Source organism: Xenorhabdus indica (assembly GCF_014467235.1).
Lineage (GTDB): Bacteria > Pseudomonadota > Gammaproteobacteria > Enterobacterales > Enterobacteriaceae > Xenorhabdus > Xenorhabdus indica.
In genome coordinates this window covers 180,852-199,196 of record NZ_NKHP01000005.1, presented here as the reverse complement: position 1 = coordinate 199,196, position 18,345 = coordinate 180,852, and the positions used below count along the sequence as shown (strand labels likewise).

Genomic DNA, 18,345 nt, shown 5'->3' with positions numbered 1-18,345 from the left:
ATATGCTTATATATCATGATTGACGCAACATAAATTGGTATAATAAACGGCCTTTCCTTTCGGCCGTTTTTTTGTAAGGAGAGTTTTTCTAATGACAGTTTTTCTTTGAGTTTATTACTCAGATACTGCCTGCTCAGTAGGGCCTGAACTGGAAGGAGATGGTGTATCCACAATTTTGGTTACCAGTAATTGATCAATTTTGTAGTTATCAATATCGACTACTTCAAATTTGTAACCTTCAAATTTCACATAATCTGTGCGTTTTGGGATCTTCCGCAAACGGAACATCATAAACCCGGCAATCGTTTCATAATTGTTGGAATCCGGGAAATCATCGATATCCAGAACTCGCAGCACATCCTCAATAGGTGTGCCACCTTCTACTAACCATGAATTTTCATCGCGGACAACAATCTGTTCTTCCTGACCCTGACCAATCAGATCTCCCATTAAAGTTGTCATGACATCATTCAAAGTTATCACACCCATCACCAGTGCGTATTCATTGAGAATGATGGCAAAATCCTCTCCGGCAGCTTTGAAACTTTCCAGGGTGTCAGACAACGAGAGAGTATCAGGGATCATCAGAGCATTGCGGATTTGAACGCCATTTTTTAAGCTGAGGTTCTGCCCATTCAGAACACGGTTCAGTAAATCTTTGGAGTCTACATAACCAAGGACATGATCAATATCACCATCGCAGACGAGGAACTTTGAGTGTGGATGGGTAGAGATCTTTTCTTTGATACTGTTTTCGTCTTCATTTTTATCAAAATAAACCACGCTTTCACGGGACGTCATGGCAGAAGGAACAGTACGGGACTCCAGTTCGAAAACATTTTCGATCAACTCATGTTCTTGTTTACGTAATACTCCAGCGACGGCCCCTGCTTCAACCACAGCATAAATATCATCAGAGGTGATATCTTCATTGCGTGCCATCGGGATTTTGAAGACTTTGAATATGCAGTCAGCGAGCCCATTGAACAACCAGACTAATGGACGACATACTGCCAAACAAAAACGCATTGGATTTACAATTCTGATTGCAACAGCTTCGGGTTTAATCATTCCAAGGCGTTTAGGGGTCAAGTCAGCAAGTAAAATAAAGAAGCTGGTTACGATAGTGAAAGAACAAATAAAGCCAAGTTGTTCTGCCCATTCATAAGGCATAAATTTGAGTAGTAATGATTTAATGGCAGGAGAAAAGGCAGATTCTCCGACAACACCTGCGAGGATGGCTACTGCATTCAGGCCAATCTGTACGACAGTAAAAAACATGCCCGGCGTTTCTTGTAATTTGAGAACATGAGCTGCATTGATATTTCCCTCGTTAGCCATCAGTTTTAATTTTATTCTTCTTGAAGCGGCGAGAGAAATTTCAGATAACGAAAAAAATGCGCTAATCGCACAAAGCAAAAGTATGACTAATAAACTGTTTAACATAAAGTATCCGTGTCTTATCTCCAGTGGCAGGGTAGGTTTTTTATTTGAATAACACTGGAGGAAGATATGAAAAATTACACAAATAATATCTTACGGCACATTGCCGTAAGACAAATGAATTTAGTCCGATAATTATAACTTGAGTTTATTAAATCAGCTAGTTTCTGGACGGAGGTGGAAAACAGATGCCTGTGCCTCCTAATCCACAATACCCTTCTGGATTTTTCATCAGATATTGCTGGTGATAATCTTCTGCAAAATAGAATGGCCCGGCTTGCCGGATCTCTGTGGTAATTGTGCGCTTATCGTCATTATCATCCATTGCTTGCTGGTATTGCTCGCGACTTGAGAGTGCCTGCGCATATTGTTCAGGAGAAATCGTGTAAAGGGCTGAGCGATATTGTGTACCGATATCACCTTGTTGACGCATACCTTGTGCAGGATCATGGTTTTCCCAGAACAACTTCAATAACTGCCCATAGGTGATTTTGTTCGGGTCAAATACAATTTTGACGATTTCGGTATGCCCGGTTAACCCTGAACAGACTTCCTCATAGGTCGGATTTGGCGTGGTGCCTCCACTGTAACCAACAGATGTGGTATACACGCCTTCCTGCTGCCAGAAAAGACGTTCGACACCCCAGAAGCAACCCATGCCTACATAAGCAATTTCCATATTATCAGGTATGTTATTTATCGCATGCTGTGTAACGTAGTGATAGGGTGATACAGTTAATGGTATTTCTCGGCCTGGTAATGCATTCTGTTCAGAAACATGTTGGCTTTCGTTGGCTGAATTTGGCAAGATTCTCTCCCGTTTGTCATCTATTTTATGGTTATGAGTTGCTTGTATATCTTTCAAACTTTACCAGAATTAATCCATGGCAGTATTCTTTTATGCTGCTGAATCTTACCCCTAAATAAATATTAGGAGTTCGCGTGTCACGATACCCTTTCATGTTTATTTTTTGTGTGTCTATCGCAGCTCCATCGGCTTATAGTGCAAATTTACGATTGAAAGTGGAAGGACTTTCTGGCGAGCTGGATAAAAATGCCAGAGTGCAGCTCTCAAACATCAGTACTGATGAAGTTTCTCCCGATGGACGTTTTCGGGCCCGTGTCGAAAAAGCCATACGAAAAGGGTTAAGGCCATTGGGGTATTATGATCCCACCATTGAATTCACTTATCAGGAAAATACTCCACCTTTCCGTCCTGTTTTGACAGCAAAAGTCACACCAGGTGAACCAGTGCGGGTTGCTGAAGTTAAGGTTGATTTAGAGGGGGGAGCTAAAACCGACCAGGATTATGCTGCACTTATCAAAAAAAATACGCCGAAGAAAGGGACAATTCTAAATCATGGCGAGTATGAAAACTTTAAGAGTGGGTTAAATAATCTGGCGCTCAGGAAGGGATATTTTGATGCCGAGTTAAAAAAAAGTGAATTGGAAGTATCCCAGGAACGGTATGAATCCTTCTGGGATTTTGATTTTGATAGCGGAGAGCGTTATCGCTTTGGTCCTGTTAAGTTTCAAGGCTCACAAATCCGAGAAAGTTACCTGAATAATCTTGTGCCGTTTAAAGAAGGAGATTATTACTCTTCGGAAGAACTGGCAGAATTTAACCGACGTCTGGCAGATACTGGATGGTTCAACTCAGCGGTTGTCGTGCCTGATTTTACTGCGGGGCGTGATAGTAAAGACAAGATATTGCCACTGGATGCTTCTTTGGTTCCCCGTTCTGCCAATTATGTTGAGTTGGGAGGAGGATATGCAACAGATGTTGGTCCTCGTATTCAGGCAAAATGGAAAAAGCCGTGGCTCAATTCCCGTGGGCACAGTTTGAGTACTAGCATCAATATTTCCAGACGTGATCAATTGATTGATGCATCTTATAAAATGCCACTTAAGGCTAATCCACTTGAACAATATTATGAGTTGCAAACAGGTTATAAGCGTAAAGATATCAACGATACCATCTCGGATACCGCAACTTTAAACCTTTCTCGTAACTGGGATCTCTCCACAGGGTGGCGATACAGTATCAATTTGCGCTGGAGCCTCAGCCACTTTACTCAAGCTAATGTAACGAATACAACAACGTTGCTTTATCCGGGCGCGAATATCAGCCGAATTCGCCAGCGTGGCGGTACTATGCCTTATTGGGGAGACAGTCAGCGTTATTCAATTGATGTTTCCGATACGACCTGGCGATCAAATGTAGATTTTCTAGTCTTACAGGCTCACCACGTTTGGATTAGAACGTTTCGTGATAAACACCGTTTTGTTTTACGGGGAGATCTTGGTTGGATAGAAACCAATCAATTCGAGAAAGTGCCGCCTGATTTGCGTTTCTTCGCCGGAGGAGATCGTAGTATCCGTGGTTATAAGTACCAGAAGATTTCCCCTAAAGATAGTAATGGTAAGTTAACAGGGGCGTCAAAGTTGGTTATTGGTTCGCTGGAATATCAATATAATATTTATGGTAATTGGTGGAGTGCATTGTTTGTGGATACTGGCGAAGCAGTGAATGATATCAAGAAGAGCAATTTTAAAACAGGTGCAGGCTTAGGCATACGTTGGGCTTCCCCCGTTGGGCCGATTAAATTCGACCTGGCAACCCCCGTGAGAGATAAAGATAATCATGGCATTCAATTTTATATCGGTTTAGGGGCTGAACTATGAGGTGGGCAAAAAGGCTGAGCATTGCTTTCCTATTGGTTGTTAGCCTGTTGTTGATAGCGATTGCGGGATTAGTGGGTACACGAACTGGTCTACATTTTATGATTAACAGTGCGACACGCTTAGTTCCGGGACTGGAGATAGCAGATATCAGTGGCGGTTGGCGCGATTTAACATTACAAGGTATAAAATATAAGATACCGGGTGTTGATGTTAATGCTGACAAAATACACCTTTCGTTGCGCCTCTCTTGTTTGAAACACAGCCATGTTTGTGTCAGTGCTCTGACGACGGAAGGGGTATCTGTTTTAGTCAATACGGCAGAACTTCCGCCATCAGAAAACCCGTCAGAATCAGAGCCATTAACTGAACTGAAAACACCATATCCTATTTCATTGGATCTGCTTTCTTTAAAGAATACCTATGTCAAAGTAGATGATACAGTCATTGATTTAGACGAGTTCAAAGCGGGTGCTCAGTGGCAGGCAAAACATCTGACTTTAAAACCCATACGAGTCAATAAGTTATTGGTTGCATTGCCGAGAACCCCTCCTGGACATACTGCACAGAAAACTCAGCAGAAAGCTGAACCAGAGGAATCATTGGGAGAAGTTTTAAAGACACTGTTTTCTAAGCCACTATTGACTGAATTGCCTAATGTTCCTATTCCCCTTGATATTACGGTAGAAAATATTCACGGCCGTCAACTTCGTCTGACGGGAGATACCGCTATCATTCTCAATGATCTGAAACTGCAAGCCAGTAATCAGGGGCAGCAGGTAGATATCAAAACCTTCAGCGTAAGTGCACCGGAAGGCTCCTTCACGATACAGGGAACGGCAAAACTGTCCGAACAGTGGCCAGTCAATTTGTCAGTTAAGGGCGATACTCAGCTGGATGAACTGAACGGGCAACAGGTTGAGGCAAAACTGAACGGATCTTTATTACAGCAGCTTAATCTGGCATTGAATCTTTCAGGGCCAGTGAATGCTAATTTGGATGCTCAGGTCGAATTAGCTAAAGCGGGCCTGCCTGTACGCCTGACATTGGCAGGTAAACGGTTACAGTGGCCATTGGCAGGTAAATCTGAATATCAGTTAAATGATGTCAAATTACGTCTGAATGGTAAGGCCAGTGGTTATGATCTTTTCCTGCGTTCTGATATTAAGGGTGAAGAACTTCCATCGGCATTATTGGTACTGGATGCAAAGGGAAATGAAGAACGACTCAGATTAACTCGATTGCGTCTATCTGCGTTGCAGGGGCATGCGGATCTCACAGGTGTAGTTGACTGGAGCAAAGCCATTAGCTGGAATGCGTTGTTGACGCTTAATAGCGTTGATACTGCTAAACAGTGGCCGGAATGGCCTGCCAAAATAGATGGCAAGGTGGCAGTACGTGGCAGTTTATATGGAGGCAGTTGGCAGCTCCAACTTCCTGAAATATCCCTTGATGGTTATATAAAACAGAATACTGTCAAAGCACATGGCAAAGTTTCCGGCAATGCGGCCGGACAATGGGATATTCCCCAATTTAACTTTATTTTTGGTCGTAACACGCTGGATATTAAAGGATATCTTACCGATGAAAAATGGAATTTGGATGGCGATATCAATGCCCCACAATTAAATGGCTTGCTGCCGGGATTGTCCGGAGTGGTTGTCGGTGATGTGAAGCTACGTGGCAACCTGAAAGCACCGCAAGTTGTGGCAGATTTAAATGCACATCGTGTGGGCTGGCAGAATATGCTGAGGGTGGATAGCGCTGTTATTAAAGGAAATGTGCGTTCTGTCGATCAGATTGAAGGGCAGTTATCGATTGTTATTCGTCAATTGAAGCAGTCAGATCTGATCATCAGTAACTTGATGCTCAATGCCAAAGGAACAGAAAAACAGCATGACTTACAATTGCAGGTGGATGGGAATCCCGTATCAGGTAAGCTGGAGCTCAATGGGAGTTTTGACCGTAAACAAGAACGCTGGAAAGGCAATATCAACAATACCTATTTTGAGACTCCGATTGGTGAGTGGCGCTTAAGTAAGGCGATCGCTATTGATTATCAGAAATTACAGCAAAAAGTGATCGTTGGTACTCATTGTTGGTTGAACCCGAATGCTCAACTTTGTATTCCGAAACCGATTGAAGCTGGCCCCAGTGGGCGGGCTGATATTGTGTTTGAGCGTTTTGATCTTGCCATGATCCAGCCATTCCTGGATAAAACAACCCAACTTAAAGGCGTCTTTAGTGGGAGTGCCAATGTCAAATGGACAGCAGGGCATCAATTACCACAAGCGAACGTGACTCTGCAAGGAAACGGCGTCCAGATTCGGCAGGTTGTGGAAGGCACTACGTTACCTGTTGATTTTGAAGCATTGACTTTGAGTGCTGGTTTGACAAATGGTAAGGCGGATTTAACGTGGTTATTTAAACTGGCAGATAATGGACAACTGAATGGTCATGTTCAAATTGATGATTTAGAAGGCCGTCGTAAATTAGCGGGTAATGTAGATATCCAGTCCCTTTCTCTGAGGTTGATGAAACCGATTCTGGATAAAGGGGAAAAAGCTGAAGGGAATTTAAATGCGAACTTGCGCCTTGGTGGTAATGCTAAGAATCCGTTGTTATTTGGCATATTAAAAGCAGATGTTTTTCAGGTCAGTAGCCACTGGTTGCCGTTTGATATCAACCAAAGTCAGGTAGCGGTTCATTTTGATGGTGTCCGTTCCGATCTGGATGGTGTGATCAAAACTCCGCAAGGGCAACTTAATCTTCATGGTAATGCAGACTGGCACAATCTGGACGCATGGTATGCCAGAGTGACAGCGTATGGTGAGAAACTGCGTGTGACAGTACCACCAATGGTAAAAATTGATGTGAGTCCTGATTTGGTTTTTGAAGCGACGCCTCAATTATTGAAGCTCAATGGCAATGTGGATATTCCGTGGGCACGCATTACCGTACAGGAATTACCGGAATCTGCGGTAGATGTTTCTCCTGACGAAGTGATGCTGGATAAAAATCTACAGCCGATAGAAAAGAAAAAATCTTCCATTTTGATTCAAAGTAATTTAAATATTCACGTAGGTGATGATGTCCGCTTGAGTGCATTTGGTTTGAACGCTCAGTTGAAAGGAGATCTGAAAGTCATTCAGGATCAACAGGGATTGGGGCTGAACGGTCAAATTGATATTCCGGATGGTCGCTTTCGCGCTTATGGGCAGGATTTACAGGTACGCAAGGGAATTATTTTGTTCTCTGGTCCACCAGATCAACCTATGTTGAATATTGAAGCGATCCGCAACCCCGAATCGACAGCGAATGATGTTATTGCTGGTGTGAAAGTGAGGGGATTGGCAGATAAACCTAAGATTGAAATTTTCTCTGAGCCAGTCAAATCACAAGAGGAAGCGTTATCTTACCTGTTGCGTGGTGAAGGGTTAGAGAAGGGGGGGGCTGATAACTCCCAGATGACTTCTGTGTTGATTGGTTTGGGTGTCGCGCAGAGCGGTAGATTAGTGGGCAAAATTGGTGAAACCTTTGGTGTCTCTGATCTGGCTCTGGATACACAAGGAATTGGTAACAAATCGCAGGTTGTTGTGAGCGGCAAGATTACCAACGACTTACAGGTCAAATATGGTGTTGGTATTTTTGACTCTCTGGCAACTCTGACGTTACGTTACCGTGTGATGCCGAGATTGTATCTGGAAGCGGTATCTGGTATTGATCAGGCTTTAGATCTGCTCTATGAGTTTGAGTTTTAAAGATGCGAGTTATTGTTTATGGCAGCCTGAGGCGCAAACAAGGTAATCACCACTGGATGACCTATGCTCAACTTTTGGGGGAGCACAGGTTGGAAGGTTATGAAATTTATGATTTGGGACATTATCCAGCGGTGATCCGTGGCGAAGGAACAATTGAATGTGAGGTTTATCGCATTACGTCATCCATTTTGACTGAATTGGATGATTTGAAAAAGAATACTCAGGAATATCAAAGGGAATTGGTCAAAACCCCTTATGGCAGCGCATGGATCTATTTATACATGTTATCAGTTGAGGGAGTGCCTCGAATAGAAAGCGGTGACTGGCTGAAGCGGCACGAAGAGAGATAAAAATCAGCGATGTTACTGTTTTTATATCATTTTTAACAGGTTAACCAATACAACCAAATAAAAAAATCTCTGTACCAATAAATAAAAGTACAGAGGTTTTTTATAATCAAAACTTGCTGTTATCCGTCAGGATTATTTTTTCGCAGCGCGTTCGAAAGAAGATTGGATTTCTGCTTTAGCAGCTTCGGCATTCTCCCAACCATCAACTTTTACCCACTTACCTTTTTCCAAGTCTTTGTAGTGTTCAAAGAAATGTGTAATTTGAGCACGCAGCAGCTCTGGCAGATCGTTTACATCTTTGATGTGGTCGTATTCTTTAGTCAGTTTAGAATGAGGAACAGCAACCAGTTTAGCGTCTTCACCAGATTCGTCGGTCATTTTCAGAACACCAACTGGACGGCAGCGAATAACGGAGCCCGGCTGCAATGGGTATGGAGTTGGAACCAGTACGTCAACAGGGTCGCCATCAAGAGACAGGGTATTGTTGATATAACCGTAGTTGCATGGATAGAACATGGAGGTCGCCATGAAACGGTCTACAAACAGAGCGCCGGATTCTTTGTCTACTTCATATTTGATTGGGTCGGCGTTTGCAGGGATCTCAATAATAACGTAGATGTCTTCTGGCAGTTCTTTACCCGCCGGTACATTGTTCAGGCTCATAAAAGGTTTCCTTCAATTTCAAACCAAAATGGAGTGCGGGATATTATAGCCAAAACAGACTTAAAGTAATTCCATTTTTCTGTATTATGCCTGTACTCCTATAGATTAATGGTGGTAGAGGATCCCTGTTCAAAAATCATTCATGAACAAAGAAAAAAAGAGTGAACAAAACTAGGTTGGGACAAGTCAAAAAATACTGATAAATATTACAGAGATAACTGGGTAGTTGTTTGTATTGGAGTAATAGTGTTGGAGTAATAATAGAAAGAGGCGAATCCTCACCTCTTCTTATATTAGAACCAATTAATCAACCAGTTGACTTATATTACTCATCCGGATCATCTGGAAACTCAGCCATAAAGCTTTCGGCTTTTTCTACCATAGATTTGGTTCCGACGAAAAAAGGCACTCGCTGATGCAGCTTGCTTGGTACGATATCTAAAATCCGGTTAATGCCATCACTGGCTTTGCCGCCGGCTTGTTCAGCCAGGAAAGCAATTGGGTTGCACTCATACAGCAGACGGAGTTTGCCAGTCGGGTGACTTGCTGTACTTGGGTAGATATAGATACCACCTTTTAACAGATTGCGGTGGAAGTCGGCAACCAGTGAGCCAATATAACGGGTAGTATAAGGGCGTTGAGTTGCTTCGTCTTGTTCCTGGCAATACTTAATGTACTTTTTCACTCCCAGAGGGAATTTGATGTAGTTCCCTTCGTTAATCGAGTACATATTACCTTTTTCCGGGAACTGGACTTTCTCATGGGTCAGACAGAATACACCAAGGGAAGGATCGTAAGTGAAAGTATGAACACCATAGCCAGTGGTGTAAACCAACATAGTGGACGAACCGTAAACCACATAACCCGCTGCAACCTGACGATGACCCGGTTGCAGGAAGTCTTCTTCGGTAACGGGTTGCCCAACTGGCGTAATTCGATGGTAAATGGAGAAAATAGTCCCAACGGAAACGTTTACATCAATATTTGAAGAACCATCCAGTGGATCCATCAAAACAACATACTTCGCATTTTCTGCCCGGTCACCATCAAAGATGACGATTTCGTCTTCTTCTTCGGAAGCAATACCAGCTACTTCACCGCGTGCTTTTAATGCCGCTTTGAGTTTTTCATTGGCATACAAGTCCAGTTTCATCTGAACTTCACCCTGAACATTAGAAACACCACTGGTGCCTAAAATATCGACCAGGCCAGCTTTATTAATGTCCCGATGAATGATTTTGGCACCCAATTTAATGGCAGAAAGTAGTGCGGTCAGTTCACCCGTAGCATGAGGAAAGTCGTGCTGTTTCTCGACGATGAATTCGCCTAATGTTTTCATGACGAAGGCCTTGATTTGGTTATGGTTTTAAAATCGTGCTACATATTCTGGTAGCACTTAAGTGCGGGCAGTTTAGCTAAAGAATAAAATGATTGATAGGCTATTGCATTTCTAATCTGTGATTTGATGGTTAGAATAGTGATACACTTCATGATATCGGATAGAAATAAATGCGTATTCATATTCTTGGCATCTGCGGTACTTTCATGGGAGGGCTGGCGATACTCGCTCGTTCATTAGGTCACGAAGTTACCGGCTCTGACGACAATGTGTATCCTCCTATGAGTACTCTGTTGAAAAATCAGGGTATTGAACTGATCCAAGGATACGATCCTTCACAACTCGATCCTGTGCCAGATATGGTGATCATCGGTAACGCGATGACACGTGGTAATCCTTGTGTTGAGGCGGTGCTGGATCGCGGTATTCCTTATACATCCGGCCCACAGTGGTTACATGATTATGTTTTACCTGAGCGTTGGGTTTTGGCTGTTGCAGGAACACACGGTAAAACAACAACTGCGGGTATGCTGGCGTGGATCCTGGAAGCCTGTGGCTATAAACCGGGATTTCTGGTCGGTGGTGTGCCGGGCAATTTTGATGTTTCAGCGCAGATTGGTGAAAGCCCATTTTTCGTGATTGAAGCGGATGAATACGATAGTGCTTTCTTTGATAAACGTTCGAAATTTGTTCATTATAGCCCTCGTACGCTGATCATAAATAATCTTGAATTCGATCATGCTGATATTTTCGAAAATCTGGCTGCCATCCAAAAGCAATTTCACCATCTTGTCAGAATCGTACCGGGTATAGGTAAAATCCTTGTGCCCGATAATGACATAAATCTGAAACAAGTGCTTGGAATGGGATGCTGGAGTGAGTTGGAATCCCTCGGAGAAACAGGGGATTGGCACGTCCAAAAAACCACTCAGGACAGTAGTACCTATCGAGTATACCATCATGGTGAATTGGTTGGCGAAGTTAACTGGTCATTGGTGGGGGAACACAATATGCATAATGGCTTAATGGCTATTGCAGCCGCTCACCATGTAGGAATTCAGCCTGAGGATGCTTGTCAGGTATTAGGTGACTTTATCAATGCTCGTCGCCGACTGGAATTACTCGGCAAAGTGAATGATATTTCGATTTATGATGATTTTGCCCATCATCCAACCGCAATTTTGGCAACACTGGAAGCTCTGAGAAGCAAAGCGGGCAGTATGGCGCGCATTTTTGCAGTACTGGAACCACGTTCAAATACCATGAAACTGGGTATAAGCAAAAATGATATTGCACCTTCCCTGGGCCGGGCGGATGAAGTTTTTCTGTTTCAGCCTGGTAATATCCAGTGGCAGGTTGCTGAAATTGTGGAACAATGTGTTCAACCTGCTCGCTGGAGTGCAGATATTGACACGTTGGTACGTATGATTGTGGAGGCAGTACAGCCGGGTGACCACATACTGATCATGAGTAATGGTGGTTTTGGTGGTATTCATGAGAAATTATTGGCAGCGTTGAATAAGAAAGCACACGCTGCTTAATTGATCACAAGCGTTAAATTAAGAGGATCGCAATAATCAAGCGATCCTCTCACACAGAACCTCTGGCAAAATTTTCTCTGGTAAAATGGTATGTAGTGATACCGTGTTTTTACATGATCTTGATGGACGATTGATTTACAGTTCTTGCTCAAACAAGTTGAGGATAGCCTCATAGAGCTGTTTGGTTGTGAGGGCTTGTGTCGGTGTAGAAAAAACAGTGTCATCTCCTGCAATACTGCCAAGGATCCCTTCTGCTTTTCCTAATGAATCCAATAAACGCGCGATCAACTGTGCTGCGCCAGGACTGGTACGAATAACAACTACGGAATGATTATAATCAATATCTAATACCAAATTTTTCAATGGACTGGTGGCAGTAGGAACACCTAATTCTGCTGGCAGACAGTAGGCCATTTCCATTTTTGCATTACGGGTTCTGACAGCACCAAATTTTGTCAGCATTCTGGAAACTTTAGATTGATTAATGTTTTTAAAACCTTCTTCTTGGAGTGCTGCAACTATTTCGCCTTGAGAACTGAATTTTTCTTCCTTTAATAATGCTTTGAAAGCTTTGATCAAATCTTCCTGTTTCGAAGGAATTCGCATATTTCACCATCGTTGAATCCACTATGAAGCCAATATTATGCAAAAAGTGAATTTTTATGCAAGAAAGAGAAGAAAAACCCAATAGAGAGCATAATTACATTATTGAACCCAGTAAATTTATTGTTAATAAAATTGCATTATTCAGGGGAAAGGAAAAGGGCAAGTTAATCAACAGAGCAATTAATAAGATAACAGGAATAATTCCTAAAAAAGTGTCCATTATCTCATTAACAGATAAGCATTTTGTCTAAAATAAAAAACTTTAGTATTCCATCATTAGGCTATTAGGTAGATAATCTGTCTGTTAACAGATTGTTTTTAATACGTAGTGATGAGTAAGGCTGAGAGCGTATCCCATACTTATACTTTGTATGGGAAATATGAGTCTCTTAACCAGACAGGTTTAAGTTTTTTACAGCACTTATTTAAAGGAGTATCAGGATGAAAGTTGCAGTTCTCGGTGCAGCCGGTGGTATTGGTCAGGCACTTGCCCTTCTACTCAAGACCCAGCTTCCTTCAGGTTCAGAACTTTCCTTGTATGACATTGCTCCGGTGACCCCAGGTGTGGCTGCCGATTTGAGCCATATCCCAACAGCCGTGAAGGTCACTGGTTTTGCTGGTGAAGATGCAACTCCTGCATTGGTAGGAGCGGATGTTGTATTGATTTCTGCAGGTGTAGCACGTAAACCTGGTATGGATCGCTCAGATCTGTTCAATATTAATGCAGGCATTATCCGTAATCTGGTTCAACAAATTGCCAAAACATGTCCAAAAGCATTAATCGGAATTATTACTAACCCTGTGAATACCACTGTGGCAATCGCTGCCGAAGTTCTGAAAAAAGAGGGCGTTTACGACAAGAATCGTCTGTTTGGCGTAACTACTCTGGATATTATTCGCTCTAATACGTTTGTGGCAGAACTGAAAGATAAGAAACCAGAAGAGCTGGACGTTCCTGTTATCGGCGGTCACTCCGGCGTAACTATTCTGCCATTATTGTCTCAGATCCCGGATGTCAGTTTCACTGACGAAGAAGTAGAAGCGTTGACGAAACGTATTCAGAACGCAGGTACTGAAGTTGTTGAAGCAAAAGCAGGTGGTGGATCTGCAACCTTGTCTATGGGTCAAGCAGCAGCACGTCTGGGTCTTTCTTTGATCCGTGGTTTGCAGGGTGAAAGCAATGTTATCGAATGCAGCTATGTAGAAGGTGACGGCAAATATGCTCGTTTCTTTGCACAACCTGTTCGTTTGGGCAAAAATGGTGTTGAAGAACGTTTAGATATTGGTCAATTGAGTGAGTTTGAACAGAAAGCATTGGATAATATGCTGGATGTTCTGAAAAAAGATATTGAATTAGGCGAAAGATTTATTAATGGTTAATTTATTCTTAATTTATTAATATACGAATTAATTTAAATATATTAGATAACGAAAACCGCTAGTTTAAAAAAGCTAGCGGTTTTTCTTTCAATAATTATATTGGTAGCTAATTATTCTTTTTTCTCTCTTACTTTCCTTTCTAATAACTCTCCAGTATGAGGATTGAAATAACGGCTTGGCCATATTTCAGACGGATGAATACCTAAGTAGTTTGCTATTATCCATTCTCCCTTGGGCCATGAGCGAGAAAGAGTATTCGCCAAAGTTGATGAGCTTAGTCCTGATTCACGAGAAACAGCGGCCAGAGTTGTTCCACGTTTACGTAAAGCAGCAATAATATCAGCAGGATGCCAATCCGATTTCATAGAAATCATTTTTTTAATCCTTTCCTATTAAATTTAGAGCCACATTAGTGGTATAACTAAAGCGTTAGAGTGAAATTAATAACGAACATGGATCTGTTATTAAGAAAATAAAATAACATTATTTTTTCTAAAAATATTTTTAATTTTTTCTTAATAACTTCTTTTTTGAACTTGGTTACAAAAATAGAGAAACATTATGAAAAAAGAGTGGTATACGGCAATGGAGTTGACCGGTGTAGGTGAGTTACCTAGATCACCACAAGGAGTGAATGCCAGAGCCAAACGTGAAGAGTGGTTGAGACAAAAACGAACAGGTGTTCAAGGAAGGGCGATTGAATATCACTATTCATGTTTTCCTGAAACAACATTGGCAGCTCTGGAACTTAATGAAATATCACCTGAATATCAGGTTCAGAAACAAGACCCACTATCCATTTGGGTAAGTGCGTTTAATCTACTCACGGATGAAGAAAAGGAGATAATTACAGAAGTGATACTACGAGATGGAATAAGAAGTTTTTTGGAAAAAATCGTAGCTACCTGAGGCAGCTTTTGAAAAGCTAAATGTTTAAAATTTGGCTTCCTCTTTACTGCTCCGGTACAAAGCGAGGAGAAAGAGAGATGAAAAAAGAATGGTATTCTGCAAAGGAACTCATTGGCCTCGCTGGTCTGCCATCGTCCCCCCAGGGAGTAAACCTGATGGCAAGACGTGAAGGTTGGGAACAACGCCGTAAGCGTGGAGTGCAGGGAAAAGCTCTCGAATATCATATCAATAGCTTGCCCGAAGATGTTTTGAATGTACTGACCGTTAGTGAGAGCTCGGTTGAGTATTATCGGAACAAACGACAGGATCCGTTTATGATTTGGGTGGAAGCTTATTATCAATTGACCAAGCCAGAAAGGGAGCGAATGGTTAAGTTCATTTTACGTAAAGGACTTGCCAGCATTGTGCAGTATATAGGAATTCAAGAAGTTGAAAACAAAGGCGTATCCCAGACTGAATAGTCTGGGATACTTATACCCAGGGCATACTATCTTGGGTCTGGCTCAGGAAAGTCGCTGTACAGCGATGTGGGCCAATCCCACAAGGGCCGCTTTGTATGGAGACTCATCAAGTACTTGTAACGCTGAGATTGCTTTATCCGCTTCTTCCTCCGCCCGTTGGCGGGTGTAATCAAGTGAACCACACTGTTTCATCGTTGTAAGCACAGTATCCAGCAAATGGCGGCCATTGCCTTTCTCAATAGCTTCGCGGATCAATGCTGACTGTTCAGGTGTTCCGTGATTCATTGCATGTAAAAGTGGGAGAGTTGGTTTACCTTCGTTTAAATCATCTCCGGTGTTTTTCCCAAGTGTATTATCATCGGAATCGTAGTCTAACAGGTCATCAATCAATTGAAATGCAGTACCAAGATAGCGACCATAATCACGTAGTGCTTCTTCTTGCTCCTGAGTTGCACCAGACAAAATAGCAGCAGAATGCGCAGCTACTTCAAACAGGCGTGCAGTTTTACTGTAAATTACGCACATGTAGTCATCTTCTGAAATGTTCGGATCGTTACAGTTCATCAACTGCATTACTTCACCTTCAGCGATAACATTCGTGGCGTCAGACATCAATTTCAGCACTCGCATAGAATTGAGGTCTGTCATCATCTGAAACGAGCGGGTATAGATAAAATCGCCAACCAGAACGCTGGCTGCATTGCCATACATAGCATTGGCAGTTGCTTTACCGCGGCGCATATCGGACTCATCTACGACGTCATCATGGAGTAGGGTTGCTGTATGGATAAATTCGATCAGGGCAGCAATTTTGATATGTTTATTTCCCTCATAATGCAGTGCCTTACCAGCCAACACTGCGATCATTGGGCGAATACGTTTACCACCGCCGCTGATAATGTAATAACCAAGCTGGTTGATTAGCGCTACATCAGAATTTAATTGGTTAAGAATTGTTTCATTAACCGCTGCCATATCATCAGCTGTAAGTTTAATTATAGTTTCTAAGTTCATGTTTTGGCTTCGGACTCTGATTCAGAACTGTGCTCATTAATTAGTGTATCAATAGATATCGCGATAGGTTGATTGTACTTGAAAAACCGTTCAAATAAATGACAATCGAAAAACTCGGCTTTTTTCTCCTCTGCTCTAATTCTGCTCTTGTCTTCCAAGTGGTTTTTGCGTAGAATTCGCGCCCTATTGTGAATATTTTATAGCGCGCTCTGGAAAGAATTTTAGGGAGTGTGCGGAAAGCGGAGTTTATATGTACGCGGTTTTCCAAAGTGGTGGTAAACAACACCGAGTAAGCGAAGGTCAAACTATTCGCTTGGAAAAGCTGGACATCGCAACAGGTGAAACTGTTGAGTTTGACCAGGTTCTGATGGTCGCTAATGGTGAAGACATCAAAATCGGCGCTCCAGTAGTTGAAGGCGTTAAAGTTAAAGCTGAAGTTGTTGCGCACGGTCGTGGCGAGAAAGTTAAAATCGTTAAGTTTCGTCGTCGTAAACACAGCCGTAAGCAGCAGGGCCACCGTCAGTGGTTCACTGATGTTAAAATCACTGGCATCGCTTAAGATATTAGGAGAGCAGATTAATGGCACACAAAAAGGCTGGCGGCTCGACTCGTAACGGTCGCGATTCTGAAAGCAAACGTCTGGGTGTAAAACGTTTTGGTGGTGAATCTGTTTTGGCAGGTAGCATCATCGTTCGTCAACGTGGTACTAAATTCCACGCAGGCAACAATGTAGGTTGTGGCCGTGACCACACCCTGTTTGCATTAGCTGACGGAAAAGTTAAATTCGAAGTTAAAGGTCCAAAAAACCGTAAATTTATCAGCATCGTAGCTGAATAAATTTTTTGAACTTCGATCGAATCGGAAGCCCTGCAATATGTGTTGCGGGGCTTTTTATATTTTGGATTATGCCATCTCTGGGTACGATCTGCCATCCAGCTTTATAGTGGCTATCCTACGGAGAAAAATGATGAAATTTGTAGATGAAGCCAGGATACTGGTTGTAGCGGGAGATGGTGGCAATGGCTGTGTCAGCTTCCGTCGTGAAAAATATATTCCAAAAGGTGGGCCGGACGGCGGTGATGGCGGTGATGGCGGTGATGTTTATCTACTGGCAGATGAAAACCTCAATACACTAATTGACTACCGTTTTGAGAAGTCCTTCCGTGCTGAACGTGGGCAAAATGGGCAAAGCCGCGATTGTACTGGCAAGCGTGGTCAGGATATTACCATTAAAATACCAGTAGGGACTCGTATCCGTGATATCGCGACAGGGGAAATTCTGGGCGATATGGTACGTCATGAGCAACGCTTGATGGTTGCGAAAGGTGGTTTTCATGGATTGGGTAACACCCGTTTTAAATCCTCTGTTAACCGCGCTCCTCGCCAAAGAACCATGGGAACGCCGGGAGAAAGTCGTGAGCTACTGTTGGAGCTGATGTTGTTGGCTGACGTAGGGATGTTGGGAATGCCAAATGCGGGTAAATCTACCTTCATCCGCGCTGTTTCAGCAGCAAAACCTAAAGTCGCTGATTATCCATTTACGACGTTAGTACCAAGTCTTGGTGTCGTACGTATGGATAACGAGCAAAGCTTCGTCGTAGCGGATATCCCAGGTTTGATTGAAGGTGCATCAGAAGGTGCCGGTTTGGGTATCCGTTTTCTGAAACACTTGGAGCGTTGCCGTGTACTGTTGCATTTAATTGATCTCTGTCCAATTGATGAATCTGATCCAGTAGAGAATGCTCGTATTATCATCAATGAACTGCATAAATACAGTGAAAAACTGGCTGAAAAACCACGCTGGTTGGTATTCAATAAGGTTGATCTGACCGATCCGGAAGAAGCTAAATTGAAAGCGAAGGCAATTGCTGATGAACTGGGTTGGGAAGGCGATTACTACATGATTTCAGCGGTGAATCGTCAGGGAGTGAAAGAGCTCTGCTGGGATATCATGGAATTCATCAAGGCTCAGCCTCGCCAAGTAGATGCCGAGGAAGGATCTCAACCGAAGAAAGTGGAGTTCATGTGGGATGACTACCATAAGGAACAGTTGCAGCAATCATCTGATACTGATGATTGGGATGACAACTGGGATGAAGAAGATGACGAAGGCGTTGAATTTATTTACAAACGCTAAGTTCTCACACCAGATATCTAAATGACGGAAAAGGGCGTATTTGAAGCGCCCTTTTTTTC

At 42.7% G+C, this 18,345-nt stretch carries 18 protein-coding genes; 11 read left to right on the top strand and 7 right to left on the bottom strand.

What is annotated here, in order from left to right:
- Nucleotides 1–114: 114 nt before the first annotated feature.
- A complete protein-coding gene (gene paeA, locus Xind_RS06270) occupies nucleotides 115–1,446 on the bottom strand; it encodes a polyamine export protein PaeA (protein ID WP_047684358.1) in 1,332 nt (443 codons plus the stop codon).
- Between the two features lie 157 nt (nucleotides 1,447–1,603).
- The gene (gene msrA / locus Xind_RS06265; protein ID WP_047684547.1) at nucleotides 1,604–2,251 is read right to left on the bottom strand and encodes a peptide-methionine (S)-S-oxide reductase MsrA; all 648 of its coding nucleotides are present in this window, start codon (nucleotides 2,249–2,251) and stop codon (nucleotides 1,604–1,606) included.
- Nucleotides 2,252–2,385: 134 nt separating this feature from the next.
- Here msrA and tamA point away from each other — a divergent pair, with 134 nt between their 5' ends.
- The 3 genes from tamA to Xind_RS06250 are packed head-to-tail and all read left to right on the top strand — an operon-like array spanning nucleotide 2,386 to nucleotide 8,236.
- A complete protein-coding gene (gene tamA, locus Xind_RS06260) occupies nucleotides 2,386–4,128 on the top strand; it encodes an autotransporter assembly complex protein TamA (RefSeq protein ID WP_047684361.1) in 1,743 nt (580 codons plus the stop codon).
- Entirely contained in the window at nucleotides 4,125–7,886 is a 3,762-nt protein-coding gene (gene tamB, locus Xind_RS06255; protein ID WP_187649676.1) for an autotransporter assembly complex protein TamB, read from the top strand. The genes tamA and tamB overlap by 4 nt, the downstream gene beginning before the upstream one ends.
- Nucleotides 7,887–7,888: 2 nt before the next feature.
- Complete coding sequence (locus tag Xind_RS06250) at nucleotides 7,889–8,236, top strand: gamma-glutamylcyclotransferase family protein (protein ID WP_038261434.1); 348 nt, start codon at nucleotides 7,889–7,891, stop codon at nucleotides 8,234–8,236.
- Nucleotides 8,237–8,368: 132 nt separating this feature from the next.
- Here the strand turns inward: Xind_RS06250 and ppa are convergent, their stop codons facing one another.
- Entirely contained in the window at nucleotides 8,369–8,899 is a 531-nt protein-coding gene (gene ppa, locus Xind_RS06245) for an inorganic diphosphatase (RefSeq protein WP_047684367.1), read from the bottom strand.
- Between the two features lie 325 nt (nucleotides 8,900–9,224).
- Entirely contained in the window at nucleotides 9,225–10,238 is a 1,014-nt protein-coding gene (gene fbp, locus Xind_RS06240; protein WP_047684370.1) for a class 1 fructose-bisphosphatase, read from the bottom strand.
- Between the two features lie 170 nt (nucleotides 10,239–10,408).
- Between fbp and mpl the strand changes: the two genes are divergently transcribed.
- A complete protein-coding gene (gene mpl, locus Xind_RS06235; protein WP_187649675.1) occupies nucleotides 10,409–11,779 on the top strand; it encodes a UDP-N-acetylmuramate:L-alanyl-gamma-D-glutamyl-meso-diaminopimelate ligase in 1,371 nt (456 codons plus the stop codon).
- A gap of 135 nt (nucleotides 11,780–11,914) precedes the next feature.
- Here mpl and argR read toward each other — a convergent pair whose 3' ends face one another.
- Nucleotides 11,915–12,385: a transcriptional regulator ArgR gene (gene argR / locus Xind_RS06230; RefSeq protein WP_047684374.1), complete on the bottom strand. Its 471-nt coding sequence runs from the start codon at nucleotides 12,383–12,385 to the stop codon at nucleotides 11,915–11,917.
- A 56-nt stretch (nucleotides 12,386–12,441) separates the two neighbouring features.
- On the opposite strand from argR, the gene Xind_RS06225 reads away from it, so the two are divergent.
- Both Xind_RS06225 and mdh read left to right on the top strand, forming a co-directional pair.
- Nucleotides 12,442–12,636 (top strand): hypothetical protein, encoded by a 195-nt coding sequence (locus tag Xind_RS06225; RefSeq protein WP_047684377.1) that lies wholly within the window; start codon nucleotides 12,442–12,444, stop codon nucleotides 12,634–12,636.
- Nucleotides 12,637–12,826: 190 nt separating this feature from the next.
- On the top strand, nucleotides 12,827–13,765 hold the full coding sequence (gene mdh / locus Xind_RS06220) for a malate dehydrogenase (protein WP_047684380.1): 939 nt from the start codon (nucleotides 12,827–12,829) through the stop codon (nucleotides 13,763–13,765).
- Nucleotides 13,766–13,875: 110 nt separating this feature from the next.
- On the opposite strand, the gene Xind_RS06215 is transcribed toward mdh, so the two are convergent.
- Nucleotides 13,876–14,139: a helix-turn-helix domain-containing protein gene (locus Xind_RS06215; RefSeq protein ID WP_047684383.1), complete on the bottom strand. Its 264-nt coding sequence runs from the start codon at nucleotides 14,137–14,139 to the stop codon at nucleotides 13,876–13,878.
- A gap of 187 nt (nucleotides 14,140–14,326) precedes the next feature.
- Between Xind_RS06215 and Xind_RS06210 the strand changes: the two genes are divergently transcribed.
- The gene (locus Xind_RS06210; RefSeq protein WP_047684385.1) at nucleotides 14,327–14,674 is read left to right on the top strand and encodes a DNA-binding protein; all 348 of its coding nucleotides are present in this window, start codon (nucleotides 14,327–14,329) and stop codon (nucleotides 14,672–14,674) included.
- Nucleotides 14,675–14,751: 77 nt separating this feature from the next.
- The gene (locus Xind_RS06205) at nucleotides 14,752–15,135 is read left to right on the top strand and encodes a DNA-binding protein (protein ID WP_047684388.1); all 384 of its coding nucleotides are present in this window, start codon (nucleotides 14,752–14,754) and stop codon (nucleotides 15,133–15,135) included.
- Between the two features lie 42 nt (nucleotides 15,136–15,177).
- On the opposite strand, the gene ispB is transcribed toward Xind_RS06205, so the two are convergent.
- Nucleotides 15,178–16,149 (bottom strand): octaprenyl diphosphate synthase, encoded by a 972-nt coding sequence (gene ispB / locus Xind_RS06200; RefSeq protein ID WP_047684391.1) that lies wholly within the window; start codon nucleotides 16,147–16,149, stop codon nucleotides 15,178–15,180.
- A 250-nt stretch (nucleotides 16,150–16,399) separates the two neighbouring features.
- On the opposite strand from ispB, the gene rplU reads away from it, so the two are divergent.
- From rplU to cgtA, 3 genes are all read left to right on the top strand, one after another.
- Nucleotides 16,400–16,708: a 50S ribosomal protein L21 gene (gene rplU, locus Xind_RS06195; protein WP_045968299.1), complete on the top strand. Its 309-nt coding sequence runs from the start codon at nucleotides 16,400–16,402 to the stop codon at nucleotides 16,706–16,708.
- 20 nt (nucleotides 16,709–16,728) lie between these two features.
- Entirely contained in the window at nucleotides 16,729–16,986 is a 258-nt protein-coding gene (rpmA, locus tag Xind_RS06190; RefSeq protein ID WP_038261469.1) for a 50S ribosomal protein L27, read from the top strand.
- Between the two features lie 130 nt (nucleotides 16,987–17,116).
- Nucleotides 17,117–18,286 carry an Obg family GTPase CgtA gene (gene cgtA, locus Xind_RS06185; RefSeq protein WP_187649683.1) on the top strand — a complete coding sequence of 390 codons (1,170 nt, stop codon included), beginning with the start codon at nucleotides 17,117–17,119 and terminating at the stop codon, nucleotides 18,284–18,286.
- The last annotated feature ends 59 nt before the right edge of the window (nucleotides 18,287–18,345 follow it).